This is a genomic window from Nocardioides sp. T2.26MG-1, from assembly GCF_950101795.1.
Lineage (GTDB): Bacteria > Actinomycetota > Actinomycetes > Propionibacteriales > Nocardioidaceae > Nocardioides.
In genome coordinates this window covers 74,748-93,281 of the sequence record NZ_CATNLZ010000012.1, presented here as the reverse complement: position 1 = coordinate 93,281, position 18,534 = coordinate 74,748, and the positions used below count along the sequence as shown (strand labels likewise).

Sequence of the window (18,534 nt, the reverse complement as noted above, 5' to 3'; positions counted from 1 at the left end):
CCGGGCGAGGGTCCGTTGCCACCTCGACACGCTGGTGCTGCAACAAGCACGGCCAGGATGACGACGAGCCTCAACAGGGCGTGTTCGCTGTACCGTTCACCCGGCGGTAGCTGGCACTCCACGTTGCCTCCTGACGCCCGCTCGGGCAAGGCGGGGAAACCCGCTTCGGGAAGGTGCTCACGACCACACGGCTGCCGTTGTTCCAACTACCATCGACCCCGCCGAGGCAGTAGTTGAACCCGTTCATGTGCGGGATGTCGAACCAGTATGTCGCCATGACCGAGTCCGAGTACTTGGTCGACACCTTCGTCTTCATGCCGGCGACGCCAACTTCTCCCACTGCTTCGAACGCTTTGCCAGTTCTCTTGGTGAAGTGGGTCAGTGAGTCGCGCCGAGTGAAGTAGTAGGCCTTCGAGGCGTGGCTGCAACCGAGGTAGTCGGCCTTGGACGGTTTTACTTCACCGTCCCATCGCCCTTGCGTGGTGTAGGTGCAGCTCCTGGTGACCACGAGCCCGTAGGAGTTGACCAAGCTGGAGCACTTGCTCGTCGCGGACAGTGCTACGGGCGCGGTCAGCTTCTGCGCGGCCGCTTTGCCGTAGGTGGCTTTCCCTTTGATGCCGAAGTCGCCGCCGGCCGAGCCCTCCTTGGTTCCCTCGATCTTGATCTCGCCGCCGAGCTTCCAGTCGCCGAGGGATGTGCCGTAGCCCGCCTCGAGGGATGTACCGCTTCCCGAGGCGAACTCATAGGCCGTGTGCGAGTCGGGTGCGTGTTCGAGCATCATCACGGGCGCGTCCCAGACCGCCGCCGAGTCCGGCAGAATGCCACGCCGGGCCATCGACCGGTCGGCCGACGGCCTCCAGTAGGAGACGCGCTTCAACGCCGCTCGGCCCAGCTTGACGTCGCCGGCGCTGTATCGCACATACACGGCCCGCATGAAGAGCTTCTTTCCGCGGAGGACCGCGAGATCCAGATTGATGAATCCGCGGTGATTCTCCGCGTACTTGGCCAGTGCGGGAGTTCGTTCAATCCGCAGGCTGAAGGCACCGGCGTCGCTGGTCTTCGCGTGATCGAGCAGCGGCGACGTGTTCTTCTTGGTGTGCAGCGTGACGTTGACGACGGAGTCCTTGAAGACGCCACCTCGCCCTCGTGCGACGCCGGTGATGGTCAAGGTCTGCTGCGCATCGACCGATGCTTCGCTGGGAGACACAGAGAGCAGCGCCGGCAGCAGGCCACTGACTGTGAGACAGATCGCGGCGCGGCGGGCGCCAGAAGTTGAAGCCATGATCCCGAGATTCCTTTCTGTTCAGCTGGCCGCGCCCGCCCGTAATGGGCCCCGTCAGGTCACGTTCCTTGCTGAATGCCCGCAGCGTGCCCGGGGTCGAGCACTCCAAACCACACATCACCGCGGTCAGTGGGCGGCTGGAGGCCGGGCCCGACACCGCGAACGCGTAGACGGCTGATCGACCCCACGGGTGCACTACCAGCCGCTCCTTTGTGCAGAGGTCTGCACCACGCGGTGGATGCCGGCGCCCTTGGGGGCGGCCGGGGGCAGAGTGACCGCCATGAGGCAAAGCGAACAGCCCCTGAGGCCGCCCCTGGGGCGGGGGTCGGCCACCGGGAGTCCTGACCAAGCAGCGGGCGGCGGAGGGCATTCATGAGTGAGAACAGCGACATCCGCATCAGCGAGGCCGACATCGCCGCCCACGCAGCGCAGATGGTTGAGCAGGCCTGGTGGCCACTCTTCGAGGCCGAGCAGGCACTCGCGCCGTGCCCAATCTGCGGCGGCCGCCAGCTCCTCCGCATCGACGGAACCGGCGCCTGCGAGGCCGGCTGCCCCTGACCGCCGGCGCGTCCACGACGCGCCGTCCTCGCCCGGCCCGTCCAGCAGCGGACGCAGACTGCGGACGGCAAGATCGGCCGTCACGGTCCAGGCGGGGACGACAGAGCGGCTACATCGTCGAGGGCGAGGGCCCCGCCGCCAGGTCCGTCTTGCACGACGAAGCCGCCGTCCCTCACGGTCAGCCTCCAGTGTCGCTCCCCGACAGACCCAGTCGGGGTGCCGAGCGCATCAGAGAGGCACTCGGGAGTCGTTCTGAGCAGCTGAGCCGCACGATTGAGGTTCTGAAGTTGAAGGCTCGCCCAGCTCGCTGCGCGCATCGACGTGCCAGCCAGGGTCAACGAGTCACGGGCGCCATAGACGCGACCTTTGTGGGGAAAGAACGTGCTGACGTTGCCATTGCGTAGTTCGACACGGTCTTGTTCGGTCACCGGCTGGGCGAGACCGATCGCGCCACTGAGGCGTAGGAGTGGGCCGTCGTCGGGCCAGTTGTCGGCAGCGATTCGCAGCAGCTGGTCGGTGTTCCATGCCTGGTGGGGAAGCGCGTCGAGAGCGAACGCGTCATTGTCGACGAAGCACACGAACAACAGTTCTCCGGTCCGCCGATGTCGTGAACTGGTGCGCTGGCCGAGGTGCAGGTGGTGGATGCCCCACGCGTACAAGTAGCGGTCCAGGGTACGAAGCCGCTCTCGACGGTTGGCCTCGGGCGGCACCCAGGCGACAGCGACGTCAGAGCTGAGGCGACCGCTGAGGTCGGCGCCGGCGGCAATCTCGTCCAGTACGACGCGCACGCTGTTGCTCAGCTCACCCGGCCTGCTCAGACGTCGGCGGAGTTCGCGGGAGAGATGCACAGTCCGGGGTTTCACGGATGGGTGGCGCAGCGCCCAGTTGGCGTAGACGATCAGGAGGTCGCCTGTGGACAGTTGCGCCAGCCGCTCCGGGTGAGCGGTCTCGGTCGTCAGGTCATCAAGTAGCAGAGCGCGCATGTCGCGCTCGAGGTTGACGCTCATCCCAGCACTCTTCGTTCTAAGGCGTCCGATACCCACGCGCCCAGCTCGGCTGAGCGCTCGGGCCGTGGCCGACCGCATGGGTGGTGCGGGGCCGGAGACAACTCAGAGACGCTCCTCGCCCTCGGGACTCGGATGCGGCCCAGACCAGAGCATGACCTCCACGTCAGGAGGTCGGGTTCGGCCGCACGCGCCCGCCAGTGCCAGCCGTCCGCGCCAACTGAGCCACACGGGGAACGCTCAGGCCGGTAGCCGTTGCTATCCGCTGGTACGTCATACCCTGGGCACGCAGTGCGGCCACCGCATCCAGGCGTACAGCGGCGATGGTCTCCAGTTCCATATCGAGCGCGGCGAAGAAGTCCCCGATGGCCCGCGCTCGGGCGGCCGGCTCCTCCAAACCGGCGAGGCGATCGGCCTCGGCCCTCAAGGCGTCCCGCATCTGCTGTGACATCACGCCCTCGCGATAGCCGGTTCTGTCTCGGCGATCGCGCATGCCGACAGTCGAGTCTGTGTAGACGTATACATAGAAGGAGGCTCGCCGGGCTCGCTGCCTACGCCATCTGGAGGACGCGAGCGTGACTAGCGGCCTAGCGAACCCGATGCGGCTCACGCGCAGACAGTGCTCCCGCTCGGTGCTCGGCGCCAAGAGGTGGAATGCCCGCATGCCGGCGCGCGGTCGCGGCCTGTGCTGGCCATCGGCTGAGGACCCGCACGACACCTGTTCCAGGAGCCGCCTTGGCCCGATCTGGCGCTTCGCGCCGCCGTTCGTCCGCCTGTCCCGCGAGGGAAGCGCGTCGGGTCCGTCGTCCGCTCGGTGTGCGGGGAGCGGTTCCAACCCCCGGTGCTCCGCCTCGCGGGGGTTCGGAACCTGATATGGGGCGGGACCGCACCCGGCAGGGGGCTTCTTCGGCTGCTTCCCAACTTGCGGGAACCGTGCACGAGGGTGCGGTCCCCACGCGGCCGGTCAGCGACGGTCGGGTGTCTTGTCCAGCCCTACGGGGTGCTTCCGAGGTTGGATGGCGGACCCGTTCATCGGCGCTTGTGGTGGAGGTCCCTCCTGGCGCCACGAGGGCGACTCGAGCCGATCATGTTGAACGGGCAACAGCCGAGGGTTCGCAGGGCCTGCGCTCAGGTAGCGTCGTTGCCACCAGGGCGTCCCACACGAGCCGATGCCGGGGGACTTGCAGGTCGAGCGTACGACCGGCAAGCTCCACGACGTTGGATGCCTCGACCTCCCGGATGACGGCCGCGCGTACCGCCGGGTCTGCAAGCCCGCGTACAACCTCACCACCAGTCGAGCCGCGCGCCGCTGACTGCATCGATGAAGTGTAGACCTATACATATTCGATGTGGAAGGGTTGACCTCGAAGGCGATGCGGAGCTGGCAAGAGCCAGATGCATTGGCAGTTCCAGCGCTTATGTGACTCCGGTATTCCGAGCGACCCGGCCCGGGCCGGGGATGGTTCTGTTGGGGCGTAGCTCCCACCGCAGGAGCCGCCTGGCCAGCATCTGCTCTCCGAGACGGGTTGCGCGCACCCCTGGTGAGGATCGTGCGGTGCGAGCGGGGCGGGAATGCCGTCTCGGTCAGCCGTCGCATCTCCGCACAGCGGATGTCGGTTTACCAGCGTGTCGGCCGGGAGCGCAGCTGACGTGCGAAGCCGTCTTGGTCGGTGAGTGTGCTCTTTGACTGAGCTGGACCGCCTCCGTACGGACCGTGACAGGTTCGGATGCGGTGGCACCAGTCACTCCTCGGTGGCGTCGCCGACCCTTACGGCACGTGACCGGCCCGAATGTCTCACGACGCCTTGGCGATGCAGGAGGGCGCTTACATCCTTGCGGTTCAGACCGAACCGCGCCGCGAGCTCGCGCATAGACAGCTGCTCCTCGCAGTAGGCCCGCACGAGCTCCACAACCTCGGGCTCGGACAGCGTGCGAGCCCTGCTCACGCAAGGTGTTCTCCGGGCGCCATCGTCTTTCTTGTCGACGCTAGCGACAGGCCGGCGTGACTCCCCGTTGGCCGGTGCCAGGCCGGTCTCATCCACGACGTACGCGCCGAAGAGGTCGGTGGGCCACGTGACTCCCGACGAGTCAGCTCGACACGAGCAGCACACGTACCCATCGACCTCGCGCAAGATCAAGACGGCCCTACGTCTGGACCCGCACGACGGGCACGGTCTGAGCACCAGGTCGGAGCCTTCCTGTGCCCATTCCGCGGCCCATGGGCCACGCCGAAGCGAACGAGCCAGTTCCCGAAGCCGTCGGCTTCCGAGGTCCGCCGCGGTAACCCTCCCGGCGCGCTCGCTGGCGCCATGGACCGCCTGGGCGTGTACTCGGCCAACGGGATGTGCCCAGTGCTTCTGACCGGGATGGAGCTCCCCATACAGGCGAAGCATCCGCTCGGCGAGGACCTCCGGGTGGGTGAAGACCGAGATGAGGGCTGGGTCCCCGCGCAGGACAAGCGCAAGGGAAGCGGCAAGGTTCGTCTCGCTGTCTCCGGCGGCGGTGACGTCTGGTCCGTCGGACGGGAACAAGACCGCCATCCCGAGCTTGAGGAGGTCCGGCTGCCGGCATTTCAGGAAGCTGCCGCGACCGTCAGTGCACCGCAGCCGCTCACGTAGCGTGAACATGGCCGCCCGTCGCAGGCCGCATTCATAGGGTTCAAGTGGCTGGCCTTCTCGAAGGTCCTCGAGGAGCTCGTCAGCAAGCTGGTCAGCCGTTGCGGCACGCCCCAGCATCCGGCGTCCCGACGCCGGAACGGCAACGGTGACGTCGCCATCGGAGACGTGGATATCGAAGCTGAACTCAACCAGGCGCCCGTGAAGACTGAACTGCCTTCGCCTTGTGCACACGACCTTGAGGTTGTGGATGGTGGCGCGCCACAGCGCCCGGTAGGTCGTGTCCCGCGGGTCCAGAAGCGAAACGAGGACGTCGGCAATCGCCGCGACCTCCATGCCGCGCTGGATCTCGGCGAGGCGAACCCGATGGTGCTCGTACGCCAACTCGGCTTGAAGAACCGCCGCCTCAAGCTGCGGGAGCGCCCCCGAGAGGTCGGCGTGCCGACGCCACTTGGTCGCACGCATGTCGGCTGGAATGACATGCTCTGACGTACCTGGGACCAGTTCGTCGTTGTCGTGCTCGATGCGCGCCATCTCCTCGGTGGCCGTGCGCACCCTGCCTGCGGCGGCCGCGACCGCTGCACGAAGCTTGGCCAGCTGTTCGTCCATCTCCTCTGCGACAACGCGGGCGGCCGGCGCTCGCTGAGCACGCCGCAACGCCTGCAGGATGGCGTCGGCAATCCACTCGTGCTCCAGCCAGACAACGGGTCGCGAGGACGGGGTCCCCTCGACAACGCCTACCGCGTCTTCGGAGCCGACGTCGCCGGCGCGCGACGCGACCCGGTCCTTCTCGAGAAGGTACTTCACCGTGGAAGAGCCGGGTTCGCCGACTGATGAGACCGTCACGGGCTCGAGTCGACGGACTTCTCCGTTGTACTCGACACGTAGGCTCACGAACGTGCTGCCCGCCTGTTGCGAGACACGCTGAGTCTCCCCGGCGCGCCACGCTCTGATGCGGTCGAAGTCCTCCTGGGTCGCCCACCGCTTCCCGGGGCTCGGCCACACGTCGACGAACGTCAGGGTCTTGTCGAGGATGGTTCGCTGGAAGCTCCCGGTCTCGTAGAAGTCCAGGTTCGACCAGATGGCCACCTGGAGGTCGTAGTTCTGCTCCTCGGTCCACCGGCCAGCCGGACCGCGCCTCCACCGGATTTCGTCGGTGGAGTAGCCCCGTCGGACCATCTCTCGGCCGAGTTCGCCGACGGTCCAGTTCGGCTTTCCAGCGTTCTTCAGGTACCAGCGGATGTTCTTGACCTGGTCGGCCGGCTTCCCCCGGTCGTCGCGCACTATTGGCAGCCCGCTCTTGATGAATGCGGGGGATGGGTAGTGCTTCGGGCTGTCAAGGTAGAGCCGCTTCGTCACGCCCGTGACCGGCTCGCTCACGAGTTCGATGCGCGTCAGTCCCGGCGGCGTCGCGCTGGGCAATGCGAACGGCAGGTAGCCGTCGACCATGCGGATGGCCCCGGTGTCGGTGTTGTTTGCACGGGCCATTCTCGAGAGCATCGTTGTCCGCGTCGTCGTGAACAGGGTGAGCGCGACCTGCCGGTCCTTCTTGCCGTCGACGAGATGCTGAGCCTGCGCGAAGTCATCGTCGCGCCACACGCCCGTCTTGCCATCGACGACGGTCACCGTGACGCCCCGCTTTACGAGTGCCGCGAACTGGGTCCACATGGGAGCCTGTTCCCATCCAGTTCGCCGGATACGGTCGGCTCGTTTCCCGCACAACACGCTCGGCTCGCACTCGGCAACGTCGTCGGCGAGGTTCACGATGACGGGTGACTGGCGACGCGAGTCAATCTTGGCTGCGCTGCCCGCGGTAAGCGTGATGAACAGCGCCTGGCCGTGGGACCTCAGGTCATAACGCGCAAAGGCGCAGGTGAACGGCTTGCCGGTCTCCAGTTCCACCGCCTGGACCACGTTCGTGCTTCTCATGATGAGGCTCGCAAGATGGTCGTAGGTCGGCAGCAGATGAGCGACATATATGTCGAGTTCAGCGAAGAGCACGTCCGCTGCCTCGTACGCGTCGCGGGCGACGTTGTCCGTTACGCCAGTGGACCGGCGGCCGCTCTGGCGTGCCGACATCATGACGGGTCGCCCTAGTGAGATGACGCTCGCGACCGCCTGCGGGCACCGGGGTCCGATGAGGATTCCGTCGCGCTCCTCGTACAGTCCGCCTGCAAGCAGCCGGTCACGCTTCTGGAGGACGAGCGCGTGCTGCGCGTTTGCTTCGGCTCCTGGGAGTGTCGACGTCATCGGGGTGGTACCTCTGCTTTCTGACTGGCGGTTCCGACTCAGTCTCTAGGACCAAACGGTTCGAGCTTTAGTACGAAAAATGGTGGGACTCGCTGGAAAGTGCATGGTCGATTCCGCGCTACTTGCGACCGTCGAGAGTTGTCGGCGCGGCTACCTCGGCGCCGGGTCTTCGGCCAGATGCGGCTTCAGTCGGAACCTGACCTGGCTCGCCTGAAGCCGCTTCAGTTCCGTCAGAGACTCCGGAATCTCGCCGCCAACCAGCAGCTGCGCGCACTCGCAATCCGCGCAGCAGGTGTGCGGCGAAGCCGGACGCCGCCAGCCGTCGACGTCACTCATCCGACATCTCCCCGACCGCGCTCGTGACAACTGGGTCCGAGCCGGCCACCACGTCCGTGAGCACCAGCTGGGGTGAGCGCACGGCCGAGACGGCGCCCACGTGTTGCGCCGTGATGTCACCGGACATCGCAACGTCGCCCGCGGCGACACTGGACCCCGGCGGTGGCTTTCGGACGGTAGCCGCGTAGGCCGTCTCCTCGTCACCGTGCTGCCGGTTCACGTAGTAGTCCAGCGTCGTGCTCATCTTGCGATGACCCAGCCAGACCTGCACCGACGCAGGGTCCAGGCCATACCCTCCCGCGGTGACCGGCGCGAGGGACACAGAGGCCCAGGCATGTCGCAGCCAGTGAAGCCGCCACTCGAAGCCGCAACTTTCCGCAGCTGCGCAGGCGAGACTCCCGGCGAGCTGTGCCCAGTCGGTGACTGGTCGCGGTGGAGGGAAGAGGACACCTTCGGTCGGCCCTTCCCGTACCACGGCGTCCTCAGCGAGGCTCTCGATGACGTGGCGGTAGGCCCGCCACACGATGGTGGTCCTGGTGTGCCCGCCCTTCGGGAGCTTCGTAGCCGGCCATGCCCTCGCCCGGTCCAACTGAACGTTGACGTCGACAGTGGCCCTAGTCGCGGTGAGGTGAACGGCCTCGACTCGAAGGGCTAGGAGTTCACCGATGCGCATGCCGGTTGCGTACGCAAGCAGCGCCAGCCGTTCGCCGTAGCCGGGGTAGAACGTCTCGAGAGCCGCTGCGAACCGCTCGACGTCCTCCCGGGTCGGGCATTGCGCCAGGCCGACCGTGGTGCGCCGAGCATCCGTGCGCTTACGGGCAGACGTGACCGCCTCGCTCACCGTCGCGGCGCGACGACTCGGAGTCGTGAACGGCTCGATGTCGTCGAAGTAGCCTCGCGCGACCGCGAACTTCAGGAGCGTTCCCATCGTTCGTGCGACCGAACGGATGGTCCCCACCGATGCCTGCTGACGGGACAAACCGTCAAAGATGGACGTCCAATGTCGCCACTCCAAGTCACAGCAGCGCGTCTCCCGAACCTCCTCCGGAACCCACTTGTTCCAGTTCGACCGGTACTGCTTCACACTGCTCTCGGGGGCGCCGGAATCCGTAAGGTGGGCCACCAGAGCGCGCATCACCTCGACCAGCGGCGCCTGAGACAAGGGACCCAGACCGCGTCCGCGCAACACCTGCGCGCGCAGCGCATCGGCGCGCAAGGCTGCGAGCTCTGGACGCGTGCGCTCGAAGACCCGTCTCCCGGCCCCAACGATGCCGCTCTCCCAGTACGCGATGCGTCGGCCGCCTGCGACGATGCGGACGGGGTCGGAGCCACGCGGAGGGCGGGCAGTCGACGGCCCCCAGGCCGGGTCAGACATCGGTGGACCTCCGCCGGCGTCGGCTGCCGGCCGCCGGCCTCTTCGCGTCCGCGGGACCTTCCCCATCGGGGAGGCTGCAGGCCGCATTCGCGTCTGCGCCAGCAGGAGCGCTACTCACCGCCGCGCGAGTGGCGCCCTCAAGCACGTACTGGTGGATGGCCCACTCCGACCACCGCGGCAGGGTTCCGACCCACCGGGGCTGCGGGAAGTCCGGGTCCGCGAATCGCAGCTTGTCGACGTGCCGCTCGCTGCAGCCGAGCATCTCTGCCACGCCGGCCACATCGAGGACTCTGGGGACGAGGCAGCGGCACCTCGCAAACTCACTCATGCCCTTCGACTGTGCCCTCGAGATTTCTCCCATCACGAGGGCGAAGGCTCGCCACAGAGGCCTGCGCGCTGCGGCCACGCTGTGCCACTTCTGTGCCGGTCCTGCGACAAATGAGCAGGTCAGAGACCGTTTTGGCGCAGGAGCCTGCAGATCACCCAGATCTACGAGGGCACCAACCAGGTGCAGCGGATCGTGATGGCACGGCAGCTCCTCGCGGGGGTCCAGTCGCAGCTCTGAGCCGAGTGCTGCCGCCTGCTGGGTGGGGCATCCCCCGGGTCGGGTCGGGTACTGACGAGGTACTCATGCGCACCCGATGCGAAGGAGGTGGGCGAGATGCCCCAGCAGCAGTGGAGCAAGAAGCGCGAGCGGCAGTACGACCACATCAAGGAGGGCCTCGAGGAGCGGGGCCGCTCCGAGGACGAGGCCGAGGAGATCGCCGCCCGCACCGTGAACAAGGAGCGGGCCCGCAGCGGCGAGGCGAAGCAGCGCAGCCGGACCTCGACCGAGGACATCTCCTCCTCGCGTCGCGGCGGCCTGCGCTCCCACCGGGGCGCGGGCGGTCGCACGCGCGACCAGCTCTACGAGGAGGCGCGGCGCAAGAACATCAAGGGACGCTCCTCGATGACCAAGGCCGAGCTCGAGCGCGCCGTGGGTCGCTGAGGCTCCTCACCCCTGCGGTGACGAGGTGGGGCTCCGGGCGCCGGGCACCCATCGGGCCAGGACCGCGGCGACCTCGACGGTCGTCGCTGGTTTGGTGATGTAGTCGTTCATCCCGGCGGCGAGGCACCGCTCCCGGTCGCCTGCCACCGCCGAGGCGGTCATGGCGATGACCGGGAGCGCGTGGCCGCCCAGGCCCTGGCGGCGGATCTCGGCGGTGGCGCGGTAGCCGTCCATCCCGGGCATCAGGCAGTCCATGAGGACGGCGTCGAAGCTGGCGGTGCCCAGGGCGGCCACCGCCTCGAGCCCGTCGTGGGCGACGGTGGCGTGGTAGCCGAGGTGCTCCAGGATGCCGACGGCGACCAGCCGGTTGACCTCGCTGTCCTCGACGACGAGGACCCGGCCCCGCGGTGCTCCGGTCGCCGGCGGGTCGCCGAGGTCCGGCCGGACCGACGGCGGCCCGGCCGACCGAGGCTGGACCAGCGCCACCGGGAGGGGGACGGTGAACCAGAACGTGCTGCCGGCCCCGGACCGCGACTCGACACCGATCTCGCCGCCCATCGCCGTGACGAGCTGGCGGCTGATCGCGAGCCCGAGCCCGGTGCCGCCGAAGCGCCGGGTGGTGGAGGAGTCCGCCTGGGTGAACGCGTCGAACAGGTGCTCGCGCTGGTCGGGATCGACGCCGATGCCGGTGTCGGTGACCTCGAAGCGGACGTCGGCCACGTCGGACGTGAGCGGCCGGTCGAGGCGGACGGAGACGACGACCTCGCCCGAGGCGGTGAACTTGATCGCGTTCGCGGTGAGGTTGAGCAGCACCTGCCGCAGTCGCACGTGGTCGCCGCGGAGCCGGCGGGGGAGCTCCGGAGCGCAGCAGACCAGGAGTCGCAGGCCCTTCTCCTGGGCCGGTGCGTCGACCAGCCCGGCCGTCTCGTCGAGCAGTCGGGCCACATCGAAGTCGTCCTCGTCCAGCTCGAGCCGGCCCGCCTCGATCTTCGAGAAGTCCAGGACATCGTTGATGACCTGGAGCAGCGCGCTCCCGGCGACCCGGACGCCCTCGGCGTAGCGGCTCTGCTGGTCGTCGAGGTCCGTCGTCAGCATCAGCTCGGTCAGACCGATGACACCGTTGAGAGGGGTGCGGATCTCGTGGCTCATCGTGGCGAGGAACGTCGACTTGGCGCGCGACCCGGCGAGGGCGGCGTCGCGGGACCGTTCCAGCTCCAGCTCGGCCTGCTTGCGTGCGGTCGAGTCGGACAGCGAGATCACGATCCCCTGCACGTCGGGGTCGTCGAGCAGGTTGATGAACCGGCCCTGCACCCATGCGGTCGAGACAGGCTTCGGCAGGTACTCGGGCAACAGCTCGAGCTCGGCCTGGACCACCTGCCCGGGCGCCTCCTGGGCGGCCGCGAGGGCCCGCTGGATGTCGTCGTGGAGGTGTGGCGCGAGCGTCTGCACCCGGCTCAGCAGGTTGCCGTCGGCGGACTCGCCGAGGAAGGTCTCGGCGCTGCGCGAGCAGAACGTGACCTCGAGCCGGTCGTCGACGACCAGGATCGCGTCGACGGTGTTGTCCGCGAGGACCCGGAAGTACCGGCGGCTGCGCGCGGCCTCGGCGCGAGCCGACCTCTCCGAGGCCAGCAGCCGTGCCACCCGCAGCAGCGTGATGAGCAGCAGGATGCCCATGCCGACGTACGGGACGTACAGCTCGCGCTGCGCGGGGTGGGTGACCAGGTTGAGCAGGGGCGGAACCCCCAGCGGCACGGTCGCGAGCAGGAGGGGTATCACGGAGTGAGAGGAGTTGCGCGGTGGGCCGGAGCCGGGGCTCCGCACGGTGGTCTCGTGGGGAAGCGCCGCGAGGGCGAGGAGGAGCAGGCCGATGAGCCACCCGGTCTCCACCCACGCCGGTGGGTCGGTCCGCAGCACCACGAAGGTGCCGCCGGTGAGCAGCCAGGTCGTTGCACCGGCCGCGAGCAGCCAGCTGGTGATGGAGCGACCGCGGCTGACAACGATCGCCCGTACCGTGAACATGACCAGGACCAGGTCGGCGACCGGCGTGGCGAGCTCGATCGTGCGCTCCGTCGTGCTCCGCCCACCGGCATCGATGGACGCCAGCGTCCACGTGGTGAGCACCCCGACCGTGACGAGCGCGGCCGCCTCGAGCAGGGCGTCGATCCGGAGCACGCGCATCCGGTCGCTGTGCGGCGCGAGGAGCTCGATGACGACCGCGCCGAGGAGGAGGTATCCGCCGAAGTAGGCCAGCGCGGTCGCCCACGCGAAGGCCCCCATCTCGGCCTGTGAGCCGGCCGCTGTGGCCGTCACCTCGATGAAGTCGCCGATGCTCGACACGCTCACACCGACGGCGACCAGCAGTCCGACCCGGGTGAGGCGGCCGTGCGCAGCCCCCGCCCACGCGACCGACACGATCATGGCCACCGCGACGAGGTAGGCCCGGTCCGAGAGCGAGCCCGACGACTCGACGGCATAGATGACAATGGCTGCGCAGGCGACCGTGACGGCCAGTCCTACGGCCGCGTCGCCGACCCGCCTCATGACCATCTTCTCGTGGCTCCAGTCGCTCGAGTGGCCCCGCCGAGTCGAGGACTGTCTGGCCCCGCCCGGAGCCATCACTCTGTTCGGCAGGCTCGGCGCCGACTGAAGCGAATGGGCGCCGCTCCGCTGGCGGACGCAGGCTCGCACGGGTGTGCGGCGGGCGCCCGCGGCCACCGCCAGTGGCTCGCCCGAAGGGGTGGTGCGCCACCTGGGGTCCGCTGCGAGTATCGAAACGGCGGACGCTGTGTGCGTCCGCCGCCAATCGTCCTAGGAGGTGCGAGATGGAGCACCGACGCGAGGCCACGGCCCGGCTCTTCGACGAACTCGAGGGGGCCTCCGAGGAGGAGGCCCAGCGGATCCGTGACGAGATCATCCGGCTCAACATGGGCGTCGCCAGCGACTGTGCGCGGCGCTACCGCGGTCGCGGCGTCGCCACGGAGGACCTCGACCAGGTCGCCTACCTCGGCCTGGTCAAGGCGGTCCAGGGGTTCGACCGCAGCCGGGGCTTCGACTTCCTGTCGTTCGCGGTCCCGACGATCCGCGGCGAGGTGCGCCGCCACTTCCGCGACCTCGGCTGGGCACTGCGGCCACCGCGCTCGATCCAGGAGCTGCAGTCGCGGATGCTCGCCGCCGAGAGCGACCTGACCCAGGAGCTCGGCCGGTCGCCGCGGCCCACCGACCTGGCCAAGCACCTCGGCGTCGACCTCGAGCACGTCCTCGACGCACTCGGGGCGAGCGGCTGCTTCGCCCCCGCGTCCCTCGACATCCCGGCTCTCGAGGGCGACGACTCGCTCGGCGAGCGGATCGGCGCGGTCGACCCGGCGTTCGAGTCCGCCGAGGCCCGGGTGACGCTGGCCGCGGTGATGCGCGGCCTCACCCCGCGGGAGCGGCGGATCCTCGAGCTGAGGTTCTTCGGCAACCGCACCCAGGCCGAGATCGGTGCGGACATCGGGGTCACCCAGATGCAGGTCTCGCGGCTGCTCAACCGCATCCTCGCCCGGCTGCGCGAACGCCTGCTCGCCGACGCCGAGGCCGCCTCCGGCCACCGCGCGTCCGCGGCATCCTAGTCAGACCTGGGGAAGTCCTAGAAGATCCGCGGCAGCTCGGAGGCCCGGCCGGTGAACCGGGGCGCCCGCTTCTCCCGGAACGACGCGACCCCCTCCGAGCCGTCGCCGATCGACGCGTAGTACATCGCCAGCGAGTCCGACAGGTGCGCCTCGAGCGGGTCGGCGGCCGCGCTGTTGCGGTAGAGCAGCCGCTTCGCCAGGCCGAGCGCCACCGGAGAGCGGCCGACCACGAACGAGCGGGCCAGGTCGTACGCCGCCGGCAGCAGGTCGTCGGGTTCGTGGACGCTGCGCACCAGACGGCCCGCGAGCGCGGCGTCGGCGGTCAGGATGTCCGCGGAGTAGACCCACTCCAGTGCCTGCTGGATCCCGACGATCCGCGGGAGGAACCAGCTGGACGCCGCCTCCGGGACGACGCCGAGTCGCCCGAACACGAATCCGATCCGGGCTGCGGTCGAGGCGAGGCGCAGGTCCATCGCCAGCGTCATCGTGGCGCCGATGCCGACCGCCGGCCCGTTGATCGCGGCGATGACCGGCTTGGGCAGCGCGTGGATGGCGAGGGTGACGCGACCGCCGGTGTCGCGCACGCCGTCGTGGTACGGCGGCTCGTCGTACGCCGCCCGGAACTCCTGCGGCGTCGGCCGGAGGGTCTCGTCGAGCCCGAAGACGTTGCCGTCGGCCGACAGGTCCATCCCGGCGCAGAAGGCCCGTCCGGCGCCGGTGACGAGCACGGCACGCACGTCATCGGCGGCGGCGTCGGTGCGGAACACGCTCTCGAGCTCGCGCGCCATCGTGAGGTCGAACGCGTTGAGCTGCTCGGGCCGGTCGAGGGTGAGCGTGGCGATCCCGTCGTCGTCGACCGACCACCGCAGCGTCTCGTGGCTCATCCGGTCACGCTCTTCGGCAACCCGGTCGGCGTGCACAGGCTCTTGGGCATGTCGCCGGTCTTGTCCTCGATGAGGTAGCGGAACATCTGCTCGGAGCGCTTGGGGTCCCAGTGCACGGCGAGGTCGGAGATCGGGACCACGCAGCTGAGGTCTGCGCTCCGCATCGCGGTCGCCCACATCGCCGCTCGCATCGGGCCGGTGCCCTCGCCGAAGGCGAAGAAGTCCGGGACGGCGTTCGCGAGGTTCCAGTACCGCACGGGGTTGACGAAGGTCCACGGCGAGAACACCTTCCCGCCGACGGCAGCCACGACCTCTCGCTGGTGCTTGACCCGGGTGATGTCGCCGTAGCGCGGGTCGGTGTGCCGTGAGCGCGCATATCCGAGCGCCGTGGCACCGTCGGCCTCCTGGCAGCCCTTCTTGATGTTCAGGTTGGCCAGCTTGTCCTTCATGTCGAAGGTGGGGCAGATCTCGATCCCCCCGACGGCGTCCACGACTCCCGCCAGCCCACCCAGGCCGATCTCGACGTAGTCGTCGATCCGGATGCCGGTGTTCTGCTCGATGGTCTTCACCAGCAGCTTCGGGCCGTCGTAGGCGTAGGCGGCGTTGATCTTGGTGGTGCCGTAGCCGGGAACCTCGACCAGGGAGTCGCGCGGGATCGACATCAGCAGGTTGGGACCGTCGCCGGTGTGCAGCAGCATGATCGTGTCGGTGCGCTGGCCCGCGGCGTTGCCGGTGCCGAGCTGCTTGCGCTCCTCCTTCGACAGACCGGCGCGCGAGTCACTGCCGACGAGCAGGTACGTCGTGCCGGGCTGGTCGGCCGGGCGCTTCCCGGACGGCTCGAAGTCGACCTTGTCGACCTTGCTCCACGCCCACAGCGGCACCGCGACCAGGTAGACGACCCAGAGCAGCAGCAGCGCCAGGACGATCCGCAGCCAGAAGCCGGGACCCCGGCGTCGGCGCGCCGGGCGTGTGCCGCGGGGCGAGGACGGGGGAGGGACGCCAGGGCCGGGCCGTGGTTGGCCGGGCTGGGGCTGGCCCGGGAGCGGCCGGTCCGGCGGGGGCGGAGAGACGTCGGAGGGGCGCGACATGGTCGGCATCACGCGGGTCTCGTCGGGTCGCGGCTCGCGGTCCGGAGCTCCGGACTCGCCGTACAACCAGTGGAAGTCGGGAGACCCGTCCCCGGGCTCGCCGTCCCCCCGGGGGCGATCGGTCATGCCCCGACGCTACCGTGCGGCCAGCTCCGACCAGGACTCCGCGATGCCGTCGGCGAGCACCTGGAGGTCCGGCATCGACTCGTGGTCGCCTGTGATCCCGAACGTGAGGGTGTCCCGGTAGGACAGCATCGCGACCCCCACCCGGAGGTGGTCGGCGATCGGCACCCAGGGCACCAGTGAGCGCAGCGGGCGTCCCAGGCAGTAGAGCTCCACCGGCGGGCCGGGCACGTTGGTCGTCACCGTCGTCACCTGGTGCTGGGGGAACCGCCACGCGGTCCGGAGACCCCACGACACCAGCGGGAACGGCCCGAGCTCCGCGGCCGAGGTGATCCCGACACCGGCCTCGGGCTGGTGGGCCGCGCGCATCCGGTGCAGCCGCCGGTGCACCGCCTGAACCCGCTCGAGCGGGTCGGCGAGGTCGACGGGCAGGTAGGGCAGCAGCAGCGAGACCTGGTTGTCCGGGGTCGACTCGCGGGTCGGCTCGCTGCGGGGCGCGCGGGTCGAGACCGGCACGAGGGAGCGCACGGTGCGGGAGGCGGGGGTCTCGCCGCGCCCGAGGAGCAGGCGCCGGAACCCGCCGGCGATCGCGGCGAGGGCGACGTCGTTGACGGTCGCACCGCACCGGCGGCGTACGTCGTGGACCTCGGCCATGCTGACCTCGACCCAGGTGAACCGCCGGTCGGCGCCGATCGGTCCCAGCAGCGAGGACGGGTGCACGGGACGCGCCGCGCCGGAGAGGTCGAGCAGACCGCGCGCCGCGTGGGCCACCGCGTTGACGGAGCGGACCGGGGTCCGCGAGAGCCGGCCGACCGCGGTCGCGACCCGGGCCGGGTAGCCGACCAGCTCGCTGAGGCCGCGGGCGGCGAACGCGGTGTCGGTCGCGGCGGGCGCCGCGGGAGCCGGGTCGGGCACCAGCGGGGACGCGTTGGGTGCCGGGTCGAGGAAGAGCCGGTACAGATCGGTGCCCGAGACGCCGTCGGCGAGGCAGTGGTGGACCCGCGAGAGCACCGCCCACCGCCCGTCGGGCAGACCCTCGCACAGCCAGCACTCCCACAGCGGTCGGGACCGGTCCATCCGGGGCGCCATCAGCGTCGCCATGAGGCCGGCGACCTCCCGCGCGCCTCCGGGGCTCGGCACCGCAGCGCGCAGGACGTGGTTGCGCAGGTCGAAGTCCTCGTCGGCGACCCAGGCGGGCGCCGCGAGGTCGAGCGGCACCGACCGGAGCCGCTGGCGGTAGCGCGGGACCAGCGGGAGCCGGGCCTCGATCATCGCGAGGAACTCGCGGTAGGTCGGGGCGGGTCCCTCGAAGACCGCGAGCGACCCGATCGCCAGCGACACGACCGGGTCGACGTCCTCCACCTCGAGGAAGGCGTCGGCGAGCGGTGTGAGTCGGTCCACGGCGGCCTCCTTCCCACGATCCGTCCCGGCCAGTCTCGGCGCCGACCGGCTGCCGGCGCCCGGGCCGACCGGCCTCGCAGCGGCCGCCGTGGGTCCCGAAGGGCCCGGGCCGAAAGGCCCTACGGTCCGGGCACCGGCGGAGCGATGGTGGAGTTGTCGAGAGGAGGAGCCATGACTGAGCGCGAGCAGTTGCAGGCTCAGCAGGAGGCGAAGTCCGGCGCGGCACGGGTGGCGAGCAGTGCCGAGCGGGCCCGGCTGTGGGCGGGGATGAACCGCTACCTCGCGGCCGAGGCCGCCCACGCTCACCGGGTGAGCGACGACGAGGCCGAGAAGCCGGCACCCGAGCCAGGCGCCTGCGACTGACGGGTCCGGCCGCGGCGGTAGCGTGCGGGGCATGCCAGCCGACCCGGAGCCGAGTGCGCAGCACGGCCTGCCGCCGTCGTACGCCCGCGTCTCGCTGGCCGTGGTCACCTCGAGCGCCCAGGCCAACCTGCTCGGCAACATCCACGGTGGCGAGATCATGAAGCTCGCCGACTCGACGGCCGGGGCGGTCGCGGCACGCCACAGCGGCGGCCCCGCGGTGACGGCCGCCATGGACGAGATGGCCTTCCTCGAGCCCGTGCACGTCGGCGACATCGTGCGCACGTTCGCGCAGGTCAACTGGGCGGGCCGGTCCTCGATGGAGATCGGGGTGCGCGTCGAGACCCAGCCGTGGAACGACCCCTCGACGACGTCGCTCCACGTGGCGTCGGCGTACTTCGTGTTCGTCGCGGTCGACGGCGCCGGACGGGCCCGCCGCGTCCCGGGCCTGGTGCCGGAGACACCGGACGAGGTACGCCGGATGCGCGAGGCCGAGATCCGCCGCGCCCACCGGCTCTCGCGGCGGCAGGCGATCGAGGCCGGGCGCGCCCCGGACGGCGCTCCGGAGGGTTGATCGGGACGCACCGGCGCGTCGCGCATCGTTGTGACGGGTGTGACTGGTGATACTGGCGGTCAGCACCATCCCTTCCCCGTTCCACGTT

Annotated in this window: 15 protein-coding genes; 5 read left to right on the top strand and 10 right to left on the bottom strand. The window is 69.6% G+C overall.

The features are described 5' to 3' along the window. Positions 1 to 70 precede the first annotated feature (70 nt). On the bottom strand, positions 71 to 1,282 hold the full coding sequence (locus QQZ14_RS10125; RefSeq protein ID WP_284534141.1) for a hypothetical protein: 1,212 nt from the start codon (positions 1,280 to 1,282) through the stop codon (positions 71 to 73). 372 nt (positions 1,283 to 1,654) lie between these two features. On the opposite strand from QQZ14_RS10125, the gene QQZ14_RS10120 reads away from it, so the two are divergent. Continuing rightward, on the top strand, positions 1,655 to 1,840 hold the full coding sequence (locus tag QQZ14_RS10120; RefSeq protein WP_284534140.1) for a hypothetical protein: 186 nt from the start codon (positions 1,655 to 1,657) through the stop codon (positions 1,838 to 1,840). Positions 1,841 to 1,920: 80 nt separating this feature from the next. On the opposite strand, the gene QQZ14_RS10115 is transcribed toward QQZ14_RS10120, so the two are convergent. The 5 genes from QQZ14_RS10115 to QQZ14_RS10095 all read right to left on the bottom strand — a co-directional run bounded on the left by QQZ14_RS10115 (position 1,921) and on the right by QQZ14_RS10095 (position 9,420). Next, complete coding sequence (locus QQZ14_RS10115; RefSeq protein WP_284534139.1) at positions 1,921 to 2,847, bottom strand: hypothetical protein; 927 nt, start codon at positions 2,845 to 2,847, stop codon at positions 1,921 to 1,923. Positions 2,848 to 3,010: 163 nt separating this feature from the next. Further along, a complete protein-coding gene (locus tag QQZ14_RS10110; RefSeq protein WP_284534138.1) occupies positions 3,011 to 3,337 on the bottom strand; it encodes a hypothetical protein in 327 nt (108 codons plus the stop codon). 1,249 nt (positions 3,338 to 4,586) lie between these two features. Further along, a complete protein-coding gene (locus tag QQZ14_RS10105; protein WP_284534137.1) occupies positions 4,587 to 7,709 on the bottom strand; it encodes a hypothetical protein in 3,123 nt (1,040 codons plus the stop codon). 150 nt (positions 7,710 to 7,859) lie between these two features. Then, a complete protein-coding gene (locus tag QQZ14_RS10100; RefSeq protein WP_284534136.1) occupies positions 7,860 to 8,045 on the bottom strand; it encodes a hypothetical protein in 186 nt (61 codons plus the stop codon). After that, positions 8,038 to 9,420 carry a tyrosine-type recombinase/integrase gene (locus QQZ14_RS10095; RefSeq protein ID WP_284534135.1) on the bottom strand — a complete coding sequence of 461 codons (1,383 nt, stop codon included), beginning with the start codon at positions 9,418 to 9,420 and terminating at the stop codon, positions 8,038 to 8,040. Before QQZ14_RS10095 ends, QQZ14_RS10100 begins: the two co-directional genes overlap by 8 nt. Before the next feature lie 661 nt (positions 9,421 to 10,081). Between QQZ14_RS10095 and QQZ14_RS10090 the strand changes: the two genes are divergently transcribed. After that, positions 10,082 to 10,408, top strand: a complete 327-nt coding sequence (locus QQZ14_RS10090) for a plasmid stabilization protein (RefSeq protein WP_284534134.1) — start codon at positions 10,082 to 10,084, stop codon at positions 10,406 to 10,408. A 6-nt stretch (positions 10,409 to 10,414) separates the two neighbouring features. On the opposite strand, the gene QQZ14_RS10085 is transcribed toward QQZ14_RS10090, so the two are convergent. Beyond that, on the bottom strand, positions 10,415 to 12,949 hold the full coding sequence (locus tag QQZ14_RS10085) for a PAS domain-containing hybrid sensor histidine kinase/response regulator (protein ID WP_284534133.1): 2,535 nt from the start codon (positions 12,947 to 12,949) through the stop codon (positions 10,415 to 10,417). Between the two features lie 281 nt (positions 12,950 to 13,230). On the opposite strand from QQZ14_RS10085, the gene QQZ14_RS10080 reads away from it, so the two are divergent. Further along, positions 13,231 to 14,016, top strand: a complete 786-nt coding sequence (locus tag QQZ14_RS10080) for a sigma-70 family RNA polymerase sigma factor (protein WP_284534132.1) — start codon at positions 13,231 to 13,233, stop codon at positions 14,014 to 14,016. Between the two features lie 17 nt (positions 14,017 to 14,033). On the opposite strand, the gene QQZ14_RS10075 is transcribed toward QQZ14_RS10080, so the two are convergent. The 3 genes from QQZ14_RS10075 to QQZ14_RS10065 are packed head-to-tail and all read right to left on the bottom strand — an operon-like array spanning position 14,034 to position 17,512. Further along, on the bottom strand, positions 14,034 to 14,900 hold the full coding sequence (locus QQZ14_RS10075; RefSeq protein ID WP_284534131.1) for a crotonase/enoyl-CoA hydratase family protein: 867 nt from the start codon (positions 14,898 to 14,900) through the stop codon (positions 14,034 to 14,036). Then, positions 14,897 to 16,114 (bottom strand): LCP family protein, encoded by a 1,218-nt coding sequence (locus QQZ14_RS10070; protein WP_284534130.1) that lies wholly within the window; start codon positions 16,112 to 16,114, stop codon positions 14,897 to 14,899. Before QQZ14_RS10070 ends, QQZ14_RS10075 begins: the two co-directional genes overlap by 4 nt. Positions 16,115 to 16,123: 9 nt before the next feature. After that, entirely contained in the window at positions 16,124 to 17,512 is a 1,389-nt protein-coding gene (locus QQZ14_RS10065; RefSeq protein ID WP_284534129.1) for a wax ester/triacylglycerol synthase family O-acyltransferase, read from the bottom strand. A gap of 171 nt (positions 17,513 to 17,683) precedes the next feature. Between QQZ14_RS10065 and QQZ14_RS10060 the strand changes: the two genes are divergently transcribed. Both QQZ14_RS10060 and QQZ14_RS10055 read left to right on the top strand, forming a co-directional pair. Then, positions 17,684 to 17,875, top strand: a complete 192-nt coding sequence (locus QQZ14_RS10060; RefSeq protein ID WP_284534128.1) for a hypothetical protein — start codon at positions 17,684 to 17,686, stop codon at positions 17,873 to 17,875. 31 nt (positions 17,876 to 17,906) lie between these two features. Next, positions 17,907 to 18,446: an acyl-CoA thioesterase gene (locus QQZ14_RS10055; RefSeq protein ID WP_284534127.1), complete on the top strand. Its 540-nt coding sequence runs from the start codon at positions 17,907 to 17,909 to the stop codon at positions 18,444 to 18,446. The last annotated feature ends 88 nt before the right edge of the window (positions 18,447 to 18,534 follow it).